The sequence below is a fragment of the Neoakkermansia glycaniphila genome (assembly GCF_900097105.1).
Taxonomy (GTDB): domain Bacteria; phylum Verrucomicrobiota; class Verrucomicrobiia; order Verrucomicrobiales; family Akkermansiaceae; genus Akkermansia; species Akkermansia glycaniphila.
In genome coordinates this window covers 69,937-93,198 of the sequence record NZ_LT629973.1, presented here as the reverse complement: position 1 = coordinate 93,198, position 23,262 = coordinate 69,937, and the positions used below count along the sequence as shown (strand labels likewise).

The 23,262-nt window shown below is 58.6% G+C and carries 14 protein-coding genes; 7 read left to right on the top strand and 7 right to left on the bottom strand.

The annotated features are described in order from the left end of the window. Nucleotides 1-77: 77 nt before the first annotated feature. On the top strand, nt 78-827 hold the full coding sequence (locus tag PYTT_RS00305; RefSeq protein ID WP_067772054.1) for a PEP-CTERM sorting domain-containing protein: 750 nt from the start codon (nt 78-80) through the stop codon (nt 825-827). An 86-nt stretch (nt 828-913) separates the two neighbouring features. Here PYTT_RS00305 and PYTT_RS00300 read toward each other — a convergent pair whose 3' ends face one another. The 4 genes from PYTT_RS00300 to PYTT_RS00285 all read right to left on the bottom strand — a co-directional run bounded on the left by PYTT_RS00300 (nt 914) and on the right by PYTT_RS00285 (nt 8,757). Continuing rightward, nucleotides 914-2,011, bottom strand: coding sequence for a Rid family hydrolase (locus tag PYTT_RS00300; RefSeq protein WP_067772050.1), 1,098 nt, complete (start codon nt 2,009-2,011; stop codon nt 914-916). A gap of 15 nt (nt 2,012-2,026) precedes the next feature. Further along, nucleotides 2,027-3,916, bottom strand: coding sequence for a YncE family protein (locus PYTT_RS00295; RefSeq protein WP_067772047.1), 1,890 nt, complete (start codon nt 3,914-3,916; stop codon nt 2,027-2,029). A 56-nt stretch (nt 3,917-3,972) separates the two neighbouring features. Beyond that, nucleotides 3,973-7,611, bottom strand: a complete 3,639-nt coding sequence (locus PYTT_RS00290; protein WP_067772044.1) for an SUMF1/EgtB/PvdO family nonheme iron enzyme — start codon at nt 7,609-7,611, stop codon at nt 3,973-3,975. 144 nt (nt 7,612-7,755) lie between these two features. Then, nucleotides 7,756-8,757: a thioredoxin family protein gene (locus PYTT_RS00285; protein WP_172801728.1), complete on the bottom strand. Its 1,002-nt coding sequence runs from the start codon at nt 8,755-8,757 to the stop codon at nt 7,756-7,758. A 194-nt stretch (nt 8,758-8,951) separates the two neighbouring features. On the opposite strand from PYTT_RS00285, the gene PYTT_RS00280 reads away from it, so the two are divergent. Continuing rightward, a complete protein-coding gene (locus PYTT_RS00280; protein ID WP_067772038.1) occupies nt 8,952-10,634 on the top strand; it encodes a DUF4139 domain-containing protein in 1,683 nt (560 codons plus the stop codon). 73 nt (nt 10,635-10,707) lie between these two features. Here the strand turns inward: PYTT_RS00280 and PYTT_RS00275 are convergent, their stop codons facing one another. Beyond that, complete coding sequence (locus PYTT_RS00275; RefSeq protein WP_067772034.1) at nt 10,708-12,039, bottom strand: MATE family efflux transporter; 1,332 nt, start codon at nt 12,037-12,039, stop codon at nt 10,708-10,710. 35 nt (nt 12,040-12,074) lie between these two features. On the opposite strand from PYTT_RS00275, the gene PYTT_RS00270 reads away from it, so the two are divergent. From PYTT_RS00270 to PYTT_RS00250, 5 genes are all read left to right on the top strand, one after another. After that, complete coding sequence (locus PYTT_RS00270) at nt 12,075-12,323, top strand: hypothetical protein (RefSeq protein ID WP_067772030.1); 249 nt, start codon at nt 12,075-12,077, stop codon at nt 12,321-12,323. Between the two features lie 254 nt (nt 12,324-12,577). Further along, nucleotides 12,578-13,585 (top strand): DMT family transporter, encoded by a 1,008-nt coding sequence (locus tag PYTT_RS00265; protein WP_067772027.1) that lies wholly within the window; start codon nt 12,578-12,580, stop codon nt 13,583-13,585. 57 nt (nt 13,586-13,642) lie between these two features. Then, nucleotides 13,643-14,227 carry a MarC family protein gene (locus PYTT_RS00260; RefSeq protein ID WP_067772025.1) on the top strand — a complete coding sequence of 195 codons (585 nt, stop codon included), beginning with the start codon at nt 13,643-13,645 and terminating at the stop codon, nt 14,225-14,227. Nucleotides 14,228-14,513: 286 nt separating this feature from the next. Beyond that, a complete protein-coding gene (locus tag PYTT_RS13160) occupies nt 14,514-15,401 on the top strand; it encodes a hypothetical protein (protein WP_176712472.1) in 888 nt (295 codons plus the stop codon). A 134-nt stretch (nt 15,402-15,535) separates the two neighbouring features. Next, entirely contained in the window at nt 15,536-16,096 is a 561-nt protein-coding gene (locus PYTT_RS00250; protein ID WP_067772018.1) for a hypothetical protein, read from the top strand. Nucleotides 16,097-16,441: 345 nt separating this feature from the next. Here the strand turns inward: PYTT_RS00250 and gltB are convergent, their stop codons facing one another. Both gltB and PYTT_RS00240 read right to left on the bottom strand, forming a co-directional pair. Then, on the bottom strand, nt 16,442-20,974 hold the full coding sequence (gene gltB / locus PYTT_RS00245) for a glutamate synthase large subunit (RefSeq protein WP_067772017.1): 4,533 nt from the start codon (nt 20,972-20,974) through the stop codon (nt 16,442-16,444). Between the two features lie 113 nt (nt 20,975-21,087). Continuing rightward, nucleotides 21,088-23,196, bottom strand: coding sequence for a glutamine synthetase III family protein (locus PYTT_RS00240; RefSeq protein WP_067772015.1), 2,109 nt, complete (start codon nt 23,194-23,196; stop codon nt 21,088-21,090). Nucleotides 23,197-23,262 lie beyond the last annotated feature (66 nt).

Below are 23,262 nucleotides of genomic sequence, written 5' to 3'. Positions count from 1 at the left end.
AGTGTGTTCTTTTTCACCGTATTTGGTTGACAGTAGTTTCTTGTTCGGCTAGCATTCTTACGTTCTCAACGATTATTATGAAAACATTTCTCTCTGCATGCGCGGTTGCATCCGCTGTTTGTGTTCCGGCATTTGCTGCCGCTTCGCCTGATTTCGAGCGTGAGTATGCCATTTTTTCATCCCATTCCTATACGCCTGCCCAAGGCGCTCCCACAGGTCTGATTACCCAGATCGGCGGAGATACGGATACGCGTTCCCAGACGGTCGGCCTCTGGCTGGATCTGAATGCAACTTTTGCCAATAATACCTACAATCTGTTCAGCGCAACGACCGGCGCGGTAGGTAATCTGAGCGGGTTTGCGTTTTCTCTGGTGAAAGCCGATTCCGGTTTTTCCCTGCAGTACCAGTACGGTGTGGGTGCGAATCGCCTTCTGACGGCGAATATCGGCGCCGATTTGCTGACGGGAGGCTCCACCAAGATCGTGCTGGTGACGGAGAAGAGCGCTTCGGCTCGTACGGCTGCGCTTTCCCTGTATGTCAACGATACGCTCGTTTCATGGAGCGGTACGGGATGTGCCGCCGGTAATCAGAATACGGCTCAGGCATACACGAACAGTACGGCTCCGTATATCAATACCAATTTCAACGGATACGGATTATCGTCCATGACCATCGGCGCCAATGGCCTGCCGCTTTCCTTCGCGAAGGTTTATACCAGCGCACTGAGCGAAGCGGATGTGACGGCCATGATTCCCGAACCTGCTACGGCAACTCTGAGCATGTTCGGCCTGGCGGCTCTGGCATTGCGCCGCCGCCGCAAGGACTGATCGTCGCAGGATGAAGTTTCACCACAAAAAAGACGCTTTCGGAAGAAAGCGTCTTTTTTATTGGGGATGAGAGGTTGAGTGGATGTCTATGCCAGCGGGGAGAAGCGCGGATCTCCTTGCGCCGAGATGCCGATGGCTTCGATTTCGACGAGCCAGCCGGGGCGGCATACGGGCGCCTTCAACATGATATGCGGAATGTTTGCAAATTGCGTAGCCGCCAGTTCTGCGGCGACGATTGGAGCATCGGCCGTATCGCGCAAGTAGACGACGGCCTGTTTGAGGTCGTCGAGGGTAGCGCCCTGCCGTTCCATCAGGGCGCGGATGTTGGCGACGGTGCGGACGGTTTGCAGGGCGACGTTTCCCGGATGGACGATGCGGCCCTCGGGGTCGATACTGGCCGTGCCGGAGATGTAGAACGCGGAGCGGTCTCCATAGGTGATCCGGGTGCCTCGTTCGAAGGCGACGCCGTAATGGTGGGTGGCGGAGAGGTTGTCCGGAGCCTGCATGTATGCGATTTGTTCGCGTTGCAGGCCAAGGATGGAGAGCGCATCCATGCCGACGAGGGCGGAAGGTGTTTCCTGTTGCCCCTCAATGCCCGTGCTGGCGATGAAATGCGTGTCCGGCGTCATGCCGTGGCGCGCGAACCATGCGTTGCGGGCTTCAACGAGTCCGGCGTAGTTGTTGTCGATGTCGCGGCAGTAGAGCCATGTACGCACGGTGTCCCGTTCGACGCAGCCGCCCAGATGATCCAAATTCTTTTGTAGGCAGTCGAAGGCGTCAAGCGTCTGACCGTGGCTGCCTTGCCGGTTCGGTTCGGAGGCTGCCGTAGGGAGGATGGTGTAAGGAGAGAAGGCAAAGGCAAGGCCATGTGTTCCTTCGGTGCGCCGGCCTCCGTCGAGATGCCATGCTTCGAGAGCGAGCCGTGCGCCGCTGGCGGGAGGCTGGCCGATGAGGGAGATGCAGGCATCCATGTGCCGAAGCATGGGTCTGATGATGGCCGCCTGGTTGGCGATATCGCTGAGGTGGAGACGCAGAGTCAGGGTGTTTCCGCATCCTTGAGAGATGTCCGCATACCGTGTGAGCAGGGTTTCCGCTTCGGCGGCAAAGGTGCGGTCCGGCTGGGAGGTGAGTGAGAAGTAGTGCTCATCCGCTCCGGCGGATGAATGGTAGGTAGCGTGATTCATCGCGCAGGTTTTCCGTTACAGGGATTTGACGTATTGCAGCAGGAGGTCGAGCTGGTCTTCCGTCAGTTCGGCGTCCTGTCCGTTTTTCGATGTGCGGCTCCGCTGCCGGATGGCTTCGCGCAAGATACCCGTGCTGCCATCGTGGAAGTAGGGCGCCGTGCGCCATACTTCGGAGAGGGAGGGGATGACGACGGGTTTGCCTTTGTCGAGTCCGCTGGTGGTGCCTATGTCCACGGTTTTGCAGGTGGTGAAGTAGGGGTGCGGATGGCATGAGCTGCATCCGGCTTCGCGGAAGATTTTTCTTCCTTCGTCGGTGGGTTTGCGCCGCTGGAGCGCTGCGCTGTGGCATTGGAGGCAAGCATCCTGGCCGCGGGCGATGGCTCGTTCGATGATGGGGGTGTCGTCAGCCGGTTCGCCCATGCAGAAGGGGTTCGGTGTGACGGGCATGTGTTTGAGGTAGGCGTTGACGGCTTTCAGTTCGTCATCGCTGGCAGAGTAGCATTGGAAGCCGATGAAGCCGGATTTGACAGCTGTTTCCGCATCTTTGCGAATGCCGAGGGACATGACCGGAGCCCTGCGGTGGGAGAGGTACATGGAACGGGTGTTTTTGGGGTTGCCGAATCCGTCGTTGGGAAGATCCCAGTTGAGGGCGTCCACGCGTGCATCGGGATGGCAGCTGGCGCAACTCATCCATTTCTGGTAGCAGAGGGAGGCATCGTTGAAGTGCTCTTCGCCTTTTCTTCGCAATGCTTTCGGTGCGATTTGTTCAAGGAAGGCTTCTTCATTGGTGAGTTCGCGGGGAGCCGGAGCGGGGAGGGCATGGGAGGATGTTTCCGGGAATTCGGCGAGCGTGGCGCCGGCGAGGTTATCCGAGAAGTAGCCGGCTGCATAGGCCGTGTCGTTGTCCGCCAGAACGCAACGGGGGCCGTTCAACGGAAGGGGAACGCGCTGGCGGATGTTGTTGAGGAAGCCGAGCTGGTCCACGGCGGCATCCTTGGCCTTGTGTTCCGAGATTTTTTTGACGAGTGCGGGGAAGTCGATGATGCTCAGTTCATGCGTGCCGGCGTGGGTGACGATGAGTTTGCTGCCGTCCGGCGTGAAGGTGACTCCCCACGGGTTGGCGGCTCCTTCGTTGGTATCGTCCAGCAGGATGGTGTGCATGTCCGGCTGGTTTTTGTCGAGATTGGCGATGATGGTGACGGCGTTGGTGTTGACCCATCCGCGGTCGAGCTGGGTCGGCGGCGTGTGGAAGCGGCTGACGATATGGGTGACGGCCATGTATTTGCCGTCCGGGCTGGCGACGATGCCTCGCACTCCCTGCGAGCCGTTGGCCAGGCTGTATTCTCGGTTGAGTCCGTTCGGGACGAAGACAGTGAGGGTGGCGGCGGATTGTGCGCCGTTTGCCGAGCCCGTGGGGAGGTGGTTGGCGATCCAGATGTTTTTGTTGAAGTCTACCGCCATTCCTACGGGCTGGCTGCACCGGGCGATCCGTGTGGGTGTGAAGACGTTGCCCGCGAGCGGGAGCTGGATGACCTGATCCGCAAAGCGCGAAGCGATGTAGAGGGAGTCTCCCACGACGGCGACGGCGACGGGAGTATGGCCCGCCGGGTATTCCAAGAGGGTGTTGCCGCTGTTGAGGTCGATGGCATAGACTGCACCCGCGAGTGCGCCCATGGCGACGTAGGCCGTGTCGCCTTGAACGCACAGGGCATTCGGCTGGCGCGGGAGCAGGATGCTTTGGGTGACCTTGTCCTGTGCCGGATCGAAGATGTCGAGCCTGTTGGCGCCCGTTTCCGCGATCAGGATTTTGTTCTTCCACCAGGCGAGGGCCGAGGGAGAGAGGTAATCCTGAGCGTGGAGCATGGTGGCCATGCAAGCCAGCATCAGTATCAGGATGCGTTTCATTGTGCTGATCGTGGAGATGGATTCGGTTGTTGCCCGGCCAGGCCGGGCGGAGATGTTCAGTCTTCGATGACGACGCGGAAGCCGACGTTGTACACGCTGCGCCACGCCGGGTATCCCCAACGCCACGAGGAGGTGGCGCGTTCGGGGCGGTCCCTCCATGAGCCGCCTCGTACCGTGCGCACGGTGTCGGCATTGCCGGGAGCATTGCGGCCGTCGTCATCCTTGTAGGGGTAGGGTTTGTATTCGGAGCGGGTCCATTCGGCGACGTTTCCGATCATGTCGTAAAGTCCGTAGGCATTCGGTTTGAAGGAGCCGGCGGGAGCGAGCATGATGTGGTTATCATTGTATTTTTCGCTGCGCGGGACGAAGTCGAAGAAGCGGTCCGGGTTGTTGATGGGCTGCGGATCCACGCCGCGAACGGCGAGTTTCTTCAGCGAGACGTCGCCAAGGTTGGCGTAGGGCGAGAAGTCGTCCACGATGCTGCCGAAGTAGAAATCCTGCCCTGCCGTGTTGCCTCGGGCGGCATATTCCCATTGGGCTTCCGTCGGGAGGCTGACTTTTTTACCCGTTTTTTTCGAAAGCCAGCGGCAGAATTCCATGGCTTTTTCATGGGAGATGCGGATGACGGGGTTGCGGCCGTCGGTGTCCATGTCGTAGCCCGGTTTGACCTGATCCTTGTTGTGCATGTCGTACACGCCGTTTTTGTAGGATGGGTCGAACTGGCGGTATTGGTCGAGTGTGATTTCCGTTTCACCCATCCAGTAAGGTTTCGAGATAGTGCACTTCGTGCGGGGGAGTTCCTGCGGGGTTTCGTACCGGGTGGAGCCCATGGTGAATGTTCCGGCAGGGATGCGGCGCAGGTTCATGGCGACTCCGTTGCCGAGGTCGAGTTTCATCTGTTCGGGTTCTCCTGCGAGCTGGGCGGGTTTGTCGGTGACGGGGGCGAGCCTGGGCGTGTTCGGCGCGGCAGTGGAGGCGATGGGCGTTCCGGGTTTGTAGTCCGTGTCGGTGAGGGTGACGTAGTCGCGCTTCGTGGTGGTGAAGAGTTTCATGTAGTCGTACCTCTTTTTCATGAATTCGGCGTTGTGCGGGCGTTCGCCTTCCCATGCGCTGCGGTAGGGGACGTTCAGGTCGATCCATGTGACGAGGCGATCCATGTCTTCCTTGCCGAGTTTGACGCCTTGGTGTCCTTTGCTCAGGAGCTGGATGAGTTCGGAGGTGTCTGCCGTGAATTCGGCGGCGGTCATGTTGCGCCAGTCGCCTTCGGGGCCGTTGCGCCGGACGTAGGGATGCAAGGCCCAGTAGGATTTGCTGAAGGTGCCGATTTCGCTGCCCGTGCCGATTTTGGAGGTGTCTGCGAAGTTCGGGATGGTTCCGGTGCGCGGTGCGGGATAGGTGGTTTGGCCGTTGTGGCAGGAGATGCAGTTGCGGTCCAGCACGGGCTGGACTTCGGTCATGAAGCCGAAGGTGCGTGCCGGGCCGTACCATTGGTCGATCTGCCGGGGGGCCTGCCGGGAGGCTTCCGTGAGGCGTGCGGGAGGAGCTTCGTTCTGGCTTTCGTGGCAGCCGATGCAGCTGAGTTTTTCACCGGGCATGGCGGAGAACCAGCTGCGCATCTGGACGAGTTCCTTGCCTTCGTCGTCGAGCACCTGCAGGGTAAGGGGAAGGTTGGCCGGTACTTCGAAGACGGCGGAACCGTCCTTGTTGATAGGGGTGGTGCCGTACAGGACTTTGACGTCCCAGTTGCTTTCCATGCCCATGACGTAGTGGCCGCCGGTGTTGCGCGGGCTGTATTCGGACATGAAGACGCGGAGAGTCTTGGCCTTGCCTTCCGGTACGCCCTTGATGGCCCGACCCTGGTAGATGTCCGAGATGTAAACTGTGGCCTTGTCCGTGTCGAGCTTGACCTTGTCCGGGATGACGGCAGGTTTTTTCGTGGGCTGCAGCAGGCGCGGTTCCGCATAGATGCAGTACGAGGAGGCGGTGAGGGGGACGATGTTGTCGAATTTGTCGCACAGGACGATGTTCATGGACGGTTCGCCGGGGCGCAGGTTGCACGAGGCGAGGAAGTAGGCGTCGCTGAGCGGGCTCGGTTCGGCGAACATGGGGGTGCTGAGTCCGTTGACGAGCTGGTCCTTGATGATGTTGGGCACTTCTTTGCCGTAGCCGGGTATTTTCTGGACGGCTCCGTCCGTTTCGGTGCGGCCTTTGTTGATGTCGAAGATGACGAGTTCGCCGACGCGTTTTTCACCGTGGTGGCCGGAGACGATGCCGGCGAACATGCCGGGCTTGCCGGGAATGGCCTGGGCATCGAAGAGGCTGTTGGGCCAGTAGGAGTTGGAGCCGTAGTATTCCTTCTGGTCGGTGCCGTCGGGGTTCATGCTCATGAGGATGCGGCTGAAGTAGTGGGCGCTTTCCGTGTATTCCCAGCGGAGGAAGAGGACGCGGCCGTCCGGCAGCATGGTGGGGCACCAGTTGTTGTCCTGGTCGAAGGTGATGCGGCGCGCGTTGTTGTCCTTGCGGTCGAGGATGTGTGCGTTGCCGACCCAGTCCGATCCGGTGACGCAGGGAACGCCCTGGTAGCCGGAGGTGTTCATGAAGATGATGCGTCCGTCGGGCAGGTAGCAGGCGTCGGAGCTGTCGGTGTCTTCCGGCATGAAGGAGGTGACGTTCTGCGTGTTGCCTGTGGCGAGGTCGAGTTCGAAGAGGTCCCATGCGCGGCGTTTTTTGTCCGGGTCCGTCCATGAGGTGAAGAGGATTTTGCCACCGCCGAAATCGAGGTCGGTGTATCCGCACCATGTGTTGCGGGCGTGGAGGATATCGAGTTGGTTCGGCAGGGAATCCGTTCCGGAATTTTTGGTGTGGAGGCGGATGATTTCGCTCCGGTAGTTTTTGCCGTTGCCGGGCATGCTGGTGATGCCCTGCCAGTTGGCCGGACGATCCTGCGTGCGGTTCGTTCGGTCTCCGGAGAGGGCGTAGCGGCGGACGGCCATGATGTTTCCTTCGGACATTTCGGGGTTGTCGTGGACGAGCGCCTGAAGTCGGAAGGTGACGAGTCCGTTCAGCTTGTCCATGTCCTTGGCCTTGGCGGACCGGATGAAGGATGCCGGATCCGGGATTTCCTTGCGGTACCGGGCGAGCGTGGAGAGGTGTTCCTTGCCGCGTGCGTAAGTTTTGGAGTATTTGCGGGAGAGGTAGTCGATGGAGCGTTCCATCGCGTCGTAGTCGTAGTTGGAGGCCGCAAGTTTGAGTTTTTGAAAGCGTACTGCGTTTTGGATGTCGTTGGCGAAAGGAAGAAGGTCGTTCAGGGAGGAGATGTTGCCTGTTTTGTCGCGGGGAAGGCCAAGGATGTCCGCCAGTTTGGCTCCAGCCTGTTCCGGCTTGTCCATGGAGCCTGCCACGGGTGCAAGGAGGACGGCGGCATCTGTCATGCACAGAGCGTCGCCGAACAGGGCTGATTTGCTGTTTTGCGGCTGGGCGGCCAGTGCCTTGGAGGCGGCCTGGTAAAGCGCGGCCTGGGGTTTGCCTCCGTTTTTCTGCATTTCCTGCAGGGCGAGGCCGATCAATCCGACGACGGGATCGGCTTCGCGTATCCGCATGGAGGCAGCGGGGGCGCCGGCTGCTTCTTGGGCATGAAGGCTGGCAAGAGAGATGGCGAGCAAGGACGATATGGCGAGCAGAGATGCCGTGTTCATATGTTAAAGGAATACGAGGTAGGCAGGGAAATTCTATCGGATATTCGGATTTTCGACGGTTTTTTGTGAAGAATGGTGTATTTTTTCCAACAAAATATGGGCGCGCCCTGTGGGAAAGGCGCGCCGGAATGAATATGTGCGTTCTTATTCGGGTGAAGATGCCTGTTCCTGAAGATAGTGTTCCAGATTATCGATGTAGGATTGGATTTTTTTGGCGTCTTTCGATTTCGGATCGACGGCGAGAGCATCCTTGAGGCATTGGAGAGACTTAGGTATGTTTGCTACCATGGCATAGTTGGTGTGCTGGTGGAGCAGCGCTTTTTGCCTGACGGCCGGAAGCAGGTCGGTTCTGTTCAGGAATTGGTCGGTCAGGTCGATGCAGGTTTGCATTTTCTTTTCACGATAGGCCGTTCTGCATTCGTCCAGCAATTTTTCGTATTCGCTCCTTTGTTGTTTGCCGATCCGGGCACGGTCTGCTGTGCCTTTGTAACCGAGGGTGTTTTGGGGATCAAGCCGTTCGATTTCCTGCAGGACGTCCGGATAGAAGGGGTGGAAGGTCGGATCGACGGTTTGCAGGGCTCTGTGGAGCGCCTGAAGTTTTTCCGCATTGCCGGAGGCGTGGGCGGCTTCGTCGAATGCCTTGTTGCGGGCCGTTTTGATGGCCTGCGCCTGGTCGAGGCGTTGGAGGTAGGCTTCGACGTTTTGGGCGCTTCCCGGTATGGCGGCATAGGGGCGGCCTTGTTCATCGAGCAGAAGGACGGTCGGGAAGCTCGTGATGTCGTAGAGGGATCTGATGTCTTCGTTGTAAGCTGCCTGCTGTTCGGGAAGTTTGATTTTACGCGGGAAATCGATCAGTACGCAGATGTAGTTTGTGCGTGCGCGGTCTCGGAAAGCCATGGTCGCCTGAACGGTGTTTTTCAGATGAATGCATCCCGGGCACCAGTCCGTTCCCGTGAATTCGAGGTAGATGTCCTTATGATCCTTTTGAGCCCGGGCGATGGCTTTTTCCAGATTGGTGTGCCATGTCAACGATTCGGCCGTGCTCAACGGAGGGTCGATGCGGACGGCTTTTTGCTGTTCTGGTTCCGCCATGCAGGGCAGAACGGCGAGCAGGAGAGCGGTAGGGAGAAAAGATGCGGCATTCATGCTGAATCCCATTAAAGTATGCCGGATGCGGGAAGTCAATGTGAAAGTGAATGCACGGATGTTCCGGATGGTCTGTCATACGGCCGCCATTTGCCTCTCGACATGAATCGGCGAAGGGGGTACCATGGCGAATAGAGGCCTGCGCCGTTTGATCCAGCTTGTAGGCCTGAACATAAAATAAATACCATCGCACCATGAAACAATCGCATGTATACGGATTGATCGTCTCGGGGTTGATGCTGCCTTCCTTTGCAGCCGCCGGAGATGTGGAAATGACGCCCAGCAAGGTAGCCCTGTTCAAGAACGGCTACGGTTACCTGACGCTGGAAGGGAAGACGGGAGCCGACGCTTCCATGAATCTGGTGAATTTGCCCGTGCCTTCGTTCGGGACGTTCTGGCTGGATGTCGAAGCTCCCGCCCAACTCAAGCGGCTGGTGAGCCGGAAGGCGACGCGGAAGGTGCCGATTGAACAATACACGATGGAAGAGCTGGTCAGGGCAAATACGGGTGCAGCCGTGTGGGTGGTGTGGGCCGGAGGTTCCGAGGACGGTGTGATTGTTGCCTCCGCACCGAAGCAGGGCAAGGAGAATCCCCGCCTGATCGGCAATGTGAATGATGCTTCGGTTCCGGGGATGATGAATGAAGGTATGCTTGTTTATCCTCCCGGTCGCCCGGGCAGTTCTGCATCGAACGTGATTCTGCTGAAGACGCAGGATGGCAGGACGGTTTCCGTACCCTTGGAGAAGGTGCAGCAGATCGAGTTTCTGAGTCCTCCGACGCTTCCGACACGGGACGAAGATGTGCCGACGGTTTCTCTGGAGTTGGCTGCTCCACAAAGCGGCAGGACGATCAGGGCGAACTGTATTGCAGGCGGCGTGTCGTGGGTGCCGGAATACCGGGTCGATCTGGGCGATGCGGGCAAAGCGGTGTTGACGGCACGTGCGACGGTCATCAATGAGTTGATGGATTTCAACGGTGTGGATCTGGATTTGATTACCGGATTCCCCAATCTGAAGTATGCGGGGGTGCCTTCGCCGATTGCCATGAGGCAGAATCTGAATGCGTTTTTCCAATCTCTTTACAATGTTGAGAACGGCTATATGGGCGACCGGGTACCGATGGCCGCCATGCAGCTGGGGAACGGTTTAATGACGGGTGGCCTTCGATCCGGTACCGGAGCCACCAGCTCGGATTCTATCGACCGGTTGCTCGCTTCCGGTACACCAGCCTCCGTGACGCAGGCGGAAGATCTGTTCTTTTATCCTGTCAAGAATTTCACCTGCAAGTATAACGAGACGGTGACGACGACGCTTTTTTCGGGCGAAGTATCGTATTCCCATGTGTACACGTGGGATATTCCGGACCAGAACGTTGCTCGCTCCTACAATCGCAGTAATGCGGGCGATGACGGCGAGCAGGACGTCTGGCATTGCATCCGCCTGAAGAATGGTTTCAAGCTGCCGCTGACGACGGGTATCGTCGAGTTTACGTCGAACGGCTACATTTCCGGTCAGGGAATGATCCAGTTCACGGCTCCGGGGCAGGATGCCACCGTGAAGATCAACAAGAGCCTGGAGATGCTTGTCAAGCAATCGGAGAATGTGCTTGAAACCACTCCCCTGCCGAAATCGAACGACAAGAAGCTGCTGGTGGAGGGTACGCTCCAGATGAAGAACCTGTCGGACAAACCGATGGAAATGGAGATTACAAAGCAGATTATCGGAGAACCCAAGGAAGCATCGGATGGCGGCGAGTTCCGCCAGCGGCCCGACCGTTTCCTCGGAGGTCAGAATACGGCGGGAACCTTTGTCTGGAAGATTCAGGTGCCTCCCGGTGCAACGAAGTCCGTGACGTACCGGTATACGTTCATCGATTGATTTCCGGGCCATGCCCGGCAAGGCGGAAGGCGCATCCCTGCCATGGGATGCGCCTTCTTCCTTGAAGTTGCCATTATACCTGCTTGCCGCGCCATTTCGTCAGCTGCAGGAAGCCGAAGCAGAGGACGAACATGGTGAGGTAGTAAACGTATTCCGTCGTCCAGCACATGGCGAGGCTGGCCTTGCCGTTTACGAGCCAGATGAGGTACCCGGAATAGACGGCGAGGGTAGCCATTTCCATGAAGAAGGCGGCTTTGGCATTCCCTGTGCCGGAGACGCAGTTGTAGACGGTGTGCGAGAGCATCGAGAGGAGGGAGGCGCTCGCCATGATGTAGAGAGGGGCGATGCCCGCTTCGATCAGGTGGCTGCTGTGTTCCTTCATGAACAAGGCGAAGACGGTTTCCGGGAAGAGGAAGATGAGCAGCAGCAACGGGATGAGGACGACGTAGCCGAGTTTGATCGTCTTCCAGCACGTATGCCGGATCTGGTGGCCCGCTCCCGCTCCGATCTGGTTGCTGACCAGTGATTCCACTGTGGCTCCGAATGCGCCGATGACGACGTAGGAGAGCGATGCGACGTTGCGTACGACGTTGCTGATGGCGAGAGCGTCTTCACCCATCTGTTCGATGGAGATGAAGAAGATGAACCAGACGGAGACGGCGAGGAAGTATTGCACCATCGTCCAGACGGACAGGTTCATGATTCTTCGGAGTACGCGGGGTCGGAAGGTGAAGGCATGGGTGAAGCCGTACTTCCTGAGGTTGACCGTTTTCTTCGTGTACATGATGAAGAAGAGCAGGGAGATCAGCTCGGCGATGGAGGTGCCCAGCGCCGCCCCGGCGATGCCCATTTTGGGCAGCCCGAAGTTGCCGAAGATGAGGCCGTAGTTCAGGACGACGTTCGAGAGTACCATGATGAGCGAATTGACGGTGAGGATGCGCGTTTTAGTGATGCCGACGAAGAACGCCCTGAACATCAGAGCCGTGAAGGCGAAGAAGAAGCCGTAGATGCGCCAGTCCAGATAGGCCAGCGTGGCATCGTAGATCGCATCGGAGGTGATGGCGGAGCGCAGGATGGTGGGGGCCAGGCATTTGGAAAGGACGAATAGTGCGGCAGCCAGTGCGAGCATGAAGTAGCAGCTCTGCACGAGTACGGAGCCGATGCGGTACTGGCGGCCTTCGCCGTTGCGCCGGGCGATGATGATTTGCGCGCCGATGCTGAAGCCGAAGGCGATCATCAGGAAGGCCAGAAAGTACACGCCCGCCAGAGCGGAGGCTCCGATTTCGACCTTGCCGACGTGGCCGAGGAAGATGGTATCCGTGATGCCGAGCGCATGCTCCATCAGCAGGCTGAAGAGTAGCGGAAAGGCCATGACGGCTATTTTTTTGTAAGTGATCGTTTCCATGACGAGAATATGTTGTGTGCGGTTGTGCGCAGTGCATGGCTCCGCGCAGGTGGATCGTGCGTGTGTCCGGAGTCGGAGGAGAATCCCGGTGCCACGCGCAGGGTGATGCCTTTGCCCATGAGGTGCCGGAAACGGCGGCAACCCATGCGTATGAACTCGAATCGTCCGCTGTTTCGGTTTCGTGCTTCCCTGCAGCCAATCGGGAAGATTCCGGCGGGAACATCCGCACCATGCATGCGGAAGGCAAGTTCCGCCGGGAAACCGATCGCCGGGCCGGAGGGTGATGCAGCCGCATCACCGGATTGTCCGCAGGCGGTCAGCGGTCGAGGTCAATGCAATTTCATGGCGGAGACACTAGGGAAACGTTTTTCTGTTGTCAAGCCGTTCCTGTTGTGGGGCCGTGTCATACACGGAGGCGCAAAGTGAGTCCTGTCGGCGGACACTCCGGAGGAATGAACGGAAAAACGCTTGCATTGGCAGCGATCGGGCGTAGAATCTCCGCCTCCTTTCCCGCAGCGGTTCGCCGGGTCGGTTTTCCATGTATTCTTCCGTCATCAAAGGCCATGCGGCCATGGCAGCAGCAGCCGTCATGTGGGGCTTCATGCCTCCGGTCTGCAAGCTGGTGGTGCAGGGCGGCGAGGTTTCCGCCCTGTCTCTGGCCGCCATGCGCATCGGCGGTGCATGCGTACTGTTCTGGCTGGTCTCACTGTTGACGAAACGCGAACGCGTGAGGCGCGAGGATTTGAAGTGGCTGTTTCTGGCGGCTTTGTGCGGGGTGGTGTTGAACCAGGGCATGTTTACCTGCGGCATGGGGTTGACCTCTCCCGCCGATGCCGCCATTATGGCGACGACGGCTCCGATCGTGACCATGATCATGTCCGCCATGTATTTGAAGGAGCGTGTGACGGGGAGAAAAGTGGCGGGGATCATGTCCAGCGCATCCGGGGCGCTGCTGCTGGTGCTGGGGAGTGCGCAGGCTTCTTCCTCGGGCAATGTATGGGGGGATCTGCTGTGTCTGGCGTCGCAGGTGAGCGTTTCGTTCTATTTCGTGTTTTTCAAAGGGCTGATTTCCCGGTATTCGCCCGTGACGCTGATGAAGTGGATGTTCCTGTTCGCCGCTTTGTGCAGCCTGCCGCCGATGGCAGGGGAGCTGGCAGCCATTCCGTTCGGTGAACTGGGTTGGGAGTGTCTGGCAGGCATCGGCTATGTGGTGGGGTGTGCGACGTTCGTCTGCTATCTGCTGATGCCGATTGCCCAGCGAGCCTTGCGGCCGACGGCGGTTTGCATGTACAATTATGTGCAGCCCGTGATTGCGACGCTGGCCGGGGTGGCATGGGGGCTGGAGGCGTTCGGATGGTGGAAGGCTGCGGCGGTATCGTTGATTTTTGCCGGGGTATCCCTGGTCGTAAAGGGCAATGCCCGGGGAAGGGTAACTGCATCTTTGCGGGCGGACAAGGCCGGAAGCGTGCGGCGGAGCATGCGCCTTGCGTATGTGCGCCGCCTGCGCGCGCTTCGGCGCATGGCTCGGGGCTTGTGGTCGCGATAGCCATGCCGGGATTGTGGTTGCAAGGAGGTGGACAGTATGCTATAAGGTTTCCAAGTTATGTGGGATTCTTGGAACTGGCAGGAGATGGCGAGCGCATTCGTGATGCTCTTTGCCGTGATCGATATTATCGGCAATATGCCGGTCATCGTCTCGTTGAAGGAAAAGGGCAAGTCCGTGGAAGCGGGCAAGGTGGCACTGTCCGCCTTCGCGCTGATGCTGGGGTTCTTTTATGCGGGGGATATGATTCTGCGCCTGTTTCATGTGGATATTGCGTCGTTCGCCGTGGCCGGGGCTTTCGTACTGTTTTTCGTGGCGCTTGAGATGCTGCTCGATGTGGAGATTTTCAAGGGGCAGGATCATCATCATACGACGCTTGTTCCTGTGGTGTTTCCCCTGCTGGCGGGTGCCGGCTCCTTTACGGCGCTGCTTTCCCTCCGGGCGGAATATGCCGATATCAATATTGTAGCAGCTCTGATTTTGAATATGGTGCTGGTGTATGCCGCCATTCGCGGCACGGGGCTGATCTCCCGCATCATGGGCAAGACAGGCATTTACATGTCCCGCAAGTTCTTCGGCATCATCGTGCTGGCGATTGCGGTGAAGCTCTTCGCCTCGAACATCACCCAGCTTCTGGGGCGTTGATGCGTGCATGAACATGCCATGGGGCGTTCTGCATGGGTGCGTCCGCTTTCTGTGTTCAGGAAGTATCGACCGGATGTTCTTTCGAGAGATTCCTTGAAAAAGATGCGTTAAAATGGCAAAGTGCAGTTACATAAACTCCAACAATTTACAATGGGTTAATGCTATTCCGGTGATGATGTCTTTTTTGGGATACTGCTTCCTTGCAATCGGTGCTGGATATATCTTTTCCAATCAAGCATCAAAAATTGCTATTTACTCCAGCTGTATAACTGATTACTATTATCAAATGAAAGCACAAAAATTTATTGTGTGCATTTTACTGTTGTTTTTCAATATATTGCATGCCGGACAAGTACCAACAGCCGAATGGAAAAGGGAAACCATTTATGCAACGCGCTGCGACGGCCTGAAGTATTCTCTGCCACTCGGAGTTCACGACAGCGCTCATGTCTACGAAATTGAAACGCTGACACCGGCAGGCGAGACTTCATCCACTCAAGTTTTGACGAAAAATTTTCCTGTCTGGTTTTCCTCCGAAGACGAAGTCTTGTCTCATGTACCAGCTGCCGTGCGCCGTATCGTTCAATTGGGGCAGGATTCCGGTTCGAATCAAGAGGCTTTTCGTCAATACAGATCGCTCCTTGATTCTTTCACGTTTTCCAATACTCAATGGCGGATGCGAACACCTGTGATTCTTACGGATGCTGGAATACCTTTTGTCATTGTTCCTCAAAAAATGCCGGAAGAGTCTCTCCATGTACGACACCCGGAATGGGAAAAGCTGTCTCTCGTCGTTTGTGCTCGTCATGCCCATGATGGGCAGCTTCCGTTGGTTGTAAAAATCGAACGCAATCCGCATCAGGAATATATTCTATGCCTCATGTCACTGTCCACCGGACAGCTGCGCGAAGTGTGCCCGCTTGCCCATGCTCCATGTTCGATTAGGTTTTGGAAGGATGGGAATATTCTGTTGCTCTATAAAAGCATTCCGAGAATGCACTTTGCAACGGGATGGAGTGTGATTGCTCCCCAATCTGGGCAAATCATTGCCTCGGATCACTATCTGGAAGGACAAAAACACGCCCCCTTCATCGTCGATTATTGCATTGGCAATCACATTCTTTACGGAATTTCCGATAAAAATACGGTTATCCGGATTTATCCAGAACCATGATGGGTGTGTGAAGCCCAAGCGCCTGTGGTTGGTGAATGGCCTTTTACTGGGGTCATCCGTGTGATCGGGCATCTTCCAGACCAAATGTAAACATTGCTCTTTACTCCGTCTTTCTAATCGAATATCGTTTTTGTATGAAGGTGCTATTTGCCGGTTTTGTCGCAATGTTTTTTGTCGGAATCAGTTTCGCCGCTGAACGTTTGTCACCGGAAGGTGCTGAAGCGATTCCTGCCCATATAGAAAAGATGTGTGCCCAGGCGGAAGATATTGTTATCGTCGCTGTCTATAAATATGTTTACAGAGATCAGAAGGTTGTTTCCTATGCACGCGTCACGGAAAATATGAAGGGAGATATACCGGTCGAATCACTTGTTTATTGGGTATCAAATGCAGCGGGCCAAAAAGATCACATTACGTATGTTGATGCGTATCCTCTTATTCTTTGTCTTGGCGCGAAACAGAAAGAGATGATAGCTCCTCCTTATGCTGCTTCACTTGTTTGCAAGACGTCCCACAAAAAAATGGATCAAGGACACGTCTTGAAATTACCTGATGGATTTGAAAACGCCGCCTTTTATGCGGGAATTTACCGCCTTTCGCCAACTCCGATCGCTTTCCCTAAAACCGAGAGCGATGCAGGGAAAGCGATACAGGAGTTTTACGAGAAAAAAAGGCATGCATCATGTGTGAAGTAAAAAGCATTCATCATATGCATGTCTTGATGATGTTTACGGAAGTTTGGGTGTTGCAGAAGATTCCCAAGCCGGGCGGTTCAATATTCAGATATTGATTGTGTCAAAATCGTTGTGGAAGTCGCTATCCCGGAGTCCGTTTTGCGCTGCTTCCATGCCTACATGCCCGGCATTCGAATAATAGGCACCGTACAGATATATGTTTCCTATTCAAATTCGGAACGAAAAAACGGGCGAGGGATTGTTGGTGTCCCTCGCCCGTTTGCGTCGGCACGGCACCGGGTTGGCGCGGCAGCTGCCGGAAATTCCCAATGGCAAGAGGTTTCCTGAGCTGCCGCGACAGTCGATTCAACTGTGGATTTCCCTGCGGGAGACTTCTTCGTCTTCCCGGGTCATTTCGCCGAGGATACGGCGGTATTCCATCGGGAAGACTTTGACGAAGTTCGGCAGGGCGTTGTCCCAGTCGGAGAGGATGCTGCGGGCCCGTTCGGAGCCGGTGAGGTCGGCGTGGGTTTCGATGAGGGCGCGCAGCCTTGCGATGTCCGCCGGGTGTTCGACGGGGTCGAGGTCGATGGTGTCGAGGTTGCAGCGGAGGTCGAAGAGGTGGTCGGGATCCCAGACGTAGGCGTAGCCGCCGCTCATGCCCGCTCCGAAGTTGACTCCGGTGGGGCCGAGTACGACGACGCAGCCGCCCGTCATGTATTCGCAGCAGTGGTCGCCCGCACCTTCGATGACGGCATCGGCCCCGGAGTTGCGGACGGCGAAGCGTTCGCCGACCTGTCCCCGGATGTACGCCTTGCCGGAGGTGGCTCCGTAGAGGAGGACGTTGCCCGCGATGATGTTTTCACAGGGCGGGTAGGGGGAGTTGTCGAAAGGGTTGACGACGATGGTTCCGCCCGAGAGTCCCTTGCCGAGGTAGTCGTTGGCTTGTCCGGTGAGGACGAGTTTGACGCCGTGGGCGAGGAAGGCTCCGAAGGATTGCCCGGCGGTTCCACGGAGGTTGAGCGTGATGGTGCCTTCCGGAAGTCCGGCGTGGCCGTACTGGCGCGCGATGTAGTAGGAGAGGCGCGTGCCGACGGCGCGGTCGGTGTTGGCTACGGTGAAGGTGGCTTCCATGGGGCGCAGGTGTTTCATGCTGGGGGAGCAGAAGGGCAGGAAGCGTTCGTCGTAGGGGCGGATGTCCGCATGGATGCCGGGCCGGGCATGCACGGGCAGCGGTTCGGGGCGCAGGATGGCGGAGAAGTCGAGGTTCCGCGTTTTCCAGTAGTCCACGGCGTGTTCGATGTGCAGGAGGTCGGTGCGCCCGATGGCTTCGTCGAGAGTTCGAAGGCCGAGCGCGGCGAGGTATTCGCGGGTTTCTCGGGCGACAAAGCGGAGGAAGGTTTCGATGTTTTCCGGCGTGCCCTTGAAGCGTTTGCGGAGTTCGGAATCCTGCGTGGCGATGCCGACAGGGCAGCTGTTTTTATGGCAGACGCGGGCCATGATGCAGCCGAGGGCGATGAGGACGGATGTGGCGAAGCCGTATTCTTCCGCGCCGAGGAGGGCGGCAGTGACGACGTCTCGCCCTGTTTTGAGCTGGCCGTCCGCCTGAAGGCGGATTTTGTCGCGCAGGTTGTTTTTGACGAGGGTTTGGTGGGTTTCGGCGACGCCGAGTTCCCAGGGCATGCCCGCGTGTTTGATGGAGGTGAGGGGGGAGGCTCCCGTGCCGCCGTCATGCCCGGAGACGAGTACCATGTCCGCTCCGCCTTTGGCGACGCCCGCCGCAACGGTGCCGACGCCGACTTCGGAGACGAGTTTGACGGAGACTCGGGCTTCCGGGTTGGCGTTGCGGAGGTCGAAGATGAGTTCCGCGAGGTCTTCGATGGAGTAGATGTCGTGATGGGGCGGCGGAGAGATGAGGGAGACTCCGGGTGTGGCGTGGCGCACGCGGGCGATTTCTGCGTTGACTTTCGGACCGGGGAGCTGGCCGCCCTCTCCGGGTTTGGCTCCCTGTGCTACCTTGATTTGCAGTTCCTTGGCATGGGCGAGGTATTCCGCCGTGACTCCGAAGCGGCCGGAGGCGATCTGCTTGATGCCGGAGCAGCGGGAGTCGCCGTTGGGTTCGGCGATGTAGCGGGCGGGGTCTTCGCCGCCTTCGCCGGAGTTGGAGAGGCCGCCGAGGCGGTTCATGGCGATGGCGATGCTTTCGTGGGCTTCGCGGGAGATGGAGCCGTAGGACATGGCTCCGGTGACGAAGCGGCGGACGATGTTGTCTTCGCTTTCGACTTCGTCGAGGGGGATGGCGTGCGTTTCGTCGAAGCCGAAGAGTCCGCGCAGGGTGCAGAGGGTTTCTTCGGATTCGTTGACCATGGAGGAGAAGACTTTGAATTGGGCGTAGTCGCGGTTGCGGAGCGATTTCTGGAACTGGGCGATGGTGCGCGAGGTCCAGATGTGTTTTTCTCCGCCTTTGGCGTATTTGTAGTTGCCGGAGTTTTCGAGGGTGTGTTCTCCTGCGGTGCGGTCGATTTCCTTTTGACGGTCGAAGCGCATGGCGGCTTCGCGGGCGATGTCGTCCAGGCCGATGCCGCCGATGCGTGTGGCGGTGCCGGGGAAGTAGGTTTGTACGACGTTTCTGCCGAGGCCGATGGCCTCGAAGACCTGGGCGCCCCGGTAGCTGCGGAGGGTGGAGATGCCCATTTTGCTCATGGTTTTGAGCAGCCCCTGGTCGATGGCTTGCAGGTAGTTTTCGAGGGCTTTCGTTTCGGAGAGTTCGTCGCCGAGTGCGCCTTTGCGACCGCAGTGGGTGATTGTTTCGAAGGCGAGCCAGGGGCAGACGGCGGTGGCTCCGTAACCGAGGAGGAGGGCAAAGTGCATGATTTCACGCGCTTCGCCGGTGTCTGCGATGACTCCCGTGGAGGTGCGGAGGCCGAGTTTGGCGAGGTGGGCGTTGACTGTGGCGACGGCGAGCAGCGAGGGGATGGGCGCTTCTGTGGCTTCAAGGTTCCGGTCGCTGAGGATGAGGATGCGGAAGCCCTGATGGACGGCGCGTTCGGCCTGTTTGCCGAGTTCGGCAAGGGCTTCGGCGAGGCCGTGTTCCCTGGTGGGAGAGAAGCCGAGGTTCAGCGTGGCGGAGCGGTAGTCCGGTTCCTTGCATTCCTTGAGGCGTTCGAGGTCGCAGGTGGTGAGGATGGGGCGTTCAAGCCGGATGATGCGGGCCATCTGAGGCGTTTCCTCAAGGATGTTGGCAGGGTTGCCGATGTAGGTGGTGAGGGACATGACGAGTTCTTCGCGGATGGGGTCGATGGGCGGGTTGGTGACCTGTGCGAAGAGCTGTTTGAAGTAGTTGAAGAGGAGCTGCGGCCGCTCGGAGAGGATGGCGAGGGCGGCATCGTTGCCCATGGAGGCGACGGGGTCGTGCCCGGTTTTCGCCATGGGGAGGAGGAGGGTGTCGATTTCGTCCTGCGTGTAGGCGAAGAGCGTTTGCCGGGAGAGGAGGGTGGCGGAGTCGACATCGGGCGCGGTGATGGAGTCGAAGAAGCCGTGGATGCGGATGCGGTTTTCATCGCACCAGCGGCGGTAGGGCTTGCTGCGGGCGATGCGCGTTTTGATTTCGGCATCGTAGGAGATGCGCCCGGTGGCGAAGTCGATCCAGAGCATCTGGCCGGGGCGGAGGCAGCCGCGCTTGACGATGGTGGAGGGTTCGTGATCCACGACTCCGGCTTCGCTGGCGAGGACGAGGAGGCCGTCCTGCGTGAGTTCGTAGCGGGCGGGGCGCAGGCCGTTGCGGTCCACGAGGGCGCCGGCTCCCATCCCATCGGTGAAGCAGACGGCGGCGGGGCCGTCCCACGGTTCCATGATGCCGGAGTGGTAGTCGAAGAAGCCGCGTACGTCTTCGCCCATGAAGTGTTTGCGTCCCCATGCCTGGGGGATGAGCATCATCATGGCGTGCGGGAGGCTGCGTCCGGCGGTGACGAGGAGTTCGAGGGCATTGTCGAGGCTGGCGGAGTCGCTTTGTCCGGGGCGGATGACGGGGAGTATTTTGCGGATGTCGTCGCCGAAGAGGGGAGAGGCGAGGCTGCCTTGCCGGGCGGCCATCTGGTTGAGGTTGCCGCGCAGGGTGTTGACTTCGCCGTTGTGGGCGATGTAGCGGAAGGGGTGGGCCAGCGGCCACGAGGGGAAGGTGTTGGTGGAGTACCGCTGGTGGACGATGGCGACGGCGGAGCGGAAGCGCGGGTCGGTGAGGTCTTCGTAGAATCTTGGAAGCTGCGGGGCTTTCAGCAGTCCTTTGTAGACGACGGTGCGGCTTGAGAGGCTGGAGATGTAGAAACGGTCGCCGAGGCCGGGGATGGCTTTTTCCACGGCATTTTCGATGCTGCGGCGGAGGATGTAGAGGCGGCGTTCGAGTGCGTCGCCTTCAAGGGCGGTTTCGTCCTGTGAGGGGGCGAGGAAGCATTGCTCGATGGCTGGCGCAGTGAGGCGTGCCTGTTCGCCGATGCTGGAGAGTTCGACGGGGACTTTGCGCCACCCGAGGATGAGGAAGCCTTCCGTTTCCGCCGTGGCGGCGACGATGGCGCGGCAGGCGTCGCGTTCCTGTTCCTGCTGCGGAAGGAAGAGGGAGGCGAGGGCGTAGCGTCCGGGGGCCGGCAGGTGGATTTCCGGGCAGGTTTCGGTGAAGAATTCGTGGGGGATTTGCATCAGGATGCCTGCGCCGTCGCCCGTTTCCGGGTCGCTGCCGGCAGCTCCGCGGTGCAGGAGGCGTTCGAGCACGGTGATGCCTTTGAGGACGATGTCGTGCGAGGGGCGGCCTTTCGTGTCTACGACCATGCCGACGCCGCAGGCATCGTGTTCGTATTCAGGGCTGTAAAGGCCGTCAGGCTGGGGATAATAGGTGCTTGTGTTCACTGTGTTCGGGAAAGGTTGTCTGGTGGTTGTCTATCTGTTGGGCGATGAAAAAGCCGTCCGACGCGTTGGCATCGGACGGCTGAATGAGCTTTTCTCAGGCGATGCCTGCCTGATCAGATGAAGAGAAGCTGGTCGTAGTTCGGTACGGGCCACAGGTTGTCGGCCGTTGCCTTTTCAAGGGCGTCGATCACCTTGCGGGCATCTTCGAGAGCCGTTTTGATGTCTTCGCTGGTCTTGGTGCGGGAGGCGCGGAGGTTGTCGAGGAGGCCGGGGAGCTGGTCGTACAGCGCACCTACCTTGTTGGCGGTGGAGACAGCTGCTTCGAGGCCTGCCGAGATGCCGCTGGCCTTGATGGCCGTGATGGTTTCGGCAAGCTGTTTCATCTGTTTGGTGACGGCCGGGAGGTAGAGCGTTTCGATCATGTCGATGGCGGTCTTGGCCTCGATGGCGATTTCCTTCACGTAGATTTCTTCCTGCACTTCGCGGCGGGCGTGGATTTCGGCTTCATTCATCACGCCGTACTTGGTGAAGAGGGCGAGTGTTTTGGCGGAGTCGAGTACCTTGAGGGCTTCCGTGGTGGTGCGAATGTGCGGCAGGCCGCGGCGTTCCGCTTCTTCGATCCAGGCGTCGTTGTATCCGTCTCCGTTGAAGATGACGCGGTCGTGCTTGACGATGATGTCCTGCAGGAGTTTCTGAAGCGTTTTCTGGAACTCGGGCTTTCCGGCGACGGGTTCGAGGATGCTGGCGATGCGGTCGAGGGATTCGGCCACGATGGTGTTCAGTACGGTCATCGGCCAGGCGCAGGTCTGCGAGGAGCCGACGGCGCGGAATTCGAACTTGTTGCCGGTGAAGGCGAAGGGCGAGGTGCGGTTGCGGTCGGAGGTGTCCTTCGGCAGGTCGGGCAGGGTATCGACCCCTACGTTCATGGTTCCGCTGGCCTTGGAGGAGGTGGCTCCACCCTGCTTGATCTGCTGGATGATTTCTTCGAGCTGTTCTCCGAGGAAGATGGAGATGATGGCGGGCGGCGCTTCGTTGGCTCCGAGGCGGTGGTCGTTGCCGTATTTGGAGATGGAGGCGCGGAGCAGGTCGGCGTGCAGGTCGATGGCTTCGATGACGGCGGCGAGGAAGGTCAGGAAGATGGCGTTTTCATGCGGGTTCTTGCCCGGGTTGAAGATGCTGCCGAGGCCGTCCGCACTGAGAGACCAGTTGTTGTGTTTGCCGGAACCGTTGATGCCCGCGAAGGGTTTTTCATGCAGCAGGCAGACGAGGCCGTGCTTGGCTGCTTCCTTGCGGAGGACTTCCATGATGAGCATGTTGTGGTCTACGGCAACGTTGAGCTGTTCGTAGTTCGGTGCGATTTCGAACTGGCCGGGAGCCACTTCGTTGTGGCGCGTTTTGGCCGGGATGCCGAGGCGCCACAGGGCGTGGTCCACTGCGGTCATGTATTCGAGGACGCGGTCCTTGATGCAGCCGAAGTAGTGGTCTTCCATCTGCTGGTGTTTCGGCGGGACATTGCCGAACAGGGTGCGGCCGCACATGATGAGGTCGGGGCGGTTTTTGTACAGTTCCTTGTCTACGAGGAAGTATTCCTGTTCCGCTCCGAGGTTGGAGACGACTTCGAGTTCCGGGCGGCCGAAGCAGGCGAGGACGCGCGATGCCTGCCGGGAGACGGCGCACATGGAGCGCAGAAGCGGTGTTTTCTTGTCGAGGGCTTCTCCGGTGTAGGAGCAGAAGGCGGTCGGGATGCAGAGGGTGGCGCTGTTGGGCGTGCGCTTGATGAAGGCCGGGCTGGTGGGGTCCCATGCGGTGTAGCCGCGGGCTTCGAAGGTGGCGCGGAGGCCGCCGGAGGGGAAGGAGGAGGCATCCGGCTCGCCCTGGACGAGGTTCTTGCCCGTGAATTCGAGGATGAGGTTGCCTTCGGCATCGGGTTCGAGGAAGGCGTCATGCTTTTCCGCTGTAGAACCGTTCAACGGCTGGAACCAGTGTGCATAGTGCGTGGCGCCATGATCCACGGCCCACTGTTTCATGGCCTGGGCGATTTCATTGGCGATGCTGGGGTCGAGCTTGTGGCCCTTGCGCATGGTTTCCATGAACTTCTTGTACACACCTTTCGAGAGGTAGCTACGCATGATCTTGATGCTGAAAACATCGCATGCGTATTGCTCGTCGAGCATCTGCGTGATGGAGTTCGTGACGTGTCTTTTCGATTCTGAGTGGTGCATGGTGGGAATGTGTTGTGTGAGACGCTTGTTTTATAGCAAATGGCGTGCCAACTTTTTTAATTATTT

Excerpts from the sequence above, each read along its gene's own strand:
- PYTT_RS00305 (WP_067772054.1), top strand. The coding sequence starts at position 78 with ATGAAAACATTTCTCTCTGCATGCGCGGTTGCATCCGCTGTTTGTGTT.
- PYTT_RS00300 (WP_067772050.1), bottom strand. The coding sequence starts at position 2,011 with ATGAATCACGCTACCTACCATTCATCCGCCGGAGCGGATGAGCACTAC.
- PYTT_RS00295 (WP_067772047.1), bottom strand. The coding sequence starts at position 3,916 with ATGAAACGCATCCTGATACTGATGCTGGCTTGCATGGCCACCATGCTC.
- PYTT_RS00290 (WP_067772044.1), bottom strand. The coding sequence starts at position 7,611 with ATGAACACGGCATCTCTGCTCGCCATATCGTCCTTGCTCGCCATCTCT.
- PYTT_RS00285 (WP_172801728.1), bottom strand. The coding sequence starts at position 8,757 with ATGAATGCCGCATCTTTTCTCCCTACCGCTCTCCTGCTCGCCGTTCTG.
- PYTT_RS00280 (WP_067772038.1), top strand. The coding sequence starts at position 8,952 with ATGAAACAATCGCATGTATACGGATTGATCGTCTCGGGGTTGATGCTG.
- PYTT_RS00275 (WP_067772034.1), bottom strand. The coding sequence starts at position 12,039 with ATGGAAACGATCACTTACAAAAAAATAGCCGTCATGGCCTTTCCGCTA.
- PYTT_RS00270 (WP_067772030.1), top strand. The coding sequence starts at position 12,075 with ATGGCTCCGCGCAGGTGGATCGTGCGTGTGTCCGGAGTCGGAGGAGAA.
- PYTT_RS00265 (WP_067772027.1), top strand. The coding sequence starts at position 12,578 with ATGTATTCTTCCGTCATCAAAGGCCATGCGGCCATGGCAGCAGCAGCC.
- PYTT_RS00260 (WP_067772025.1), top strand. The coding sequence starts at position 13,643 with ATGTGGGATTCTTGGAACTGGCAGGAGATGGCGAGCGCATTCGTGATG.
- PYTT_RS13160 (WP_176712472.1), top strand. The coding sequence starts at position 14,514 with ATGAAAGCACAAAAATTTATTGTGTGCATTTTACTGTTGTTTTTCAAT.
- PYTT_RS00250 (WP_067772018.1), top strand. The coding sequence starts at position 15,536 with ATGAAGGTGCTATTTGCCGGTTTTGTCGCAATGTTTTTTGTCGGAATC.
- PYTT_RS00240 (WP_067772015.1), bottom strand. The coding sequence starts at position 23,196 with ATGCACCACTCAGAATCGAAAAGACACGTCACGAACTCCATCACGCAG.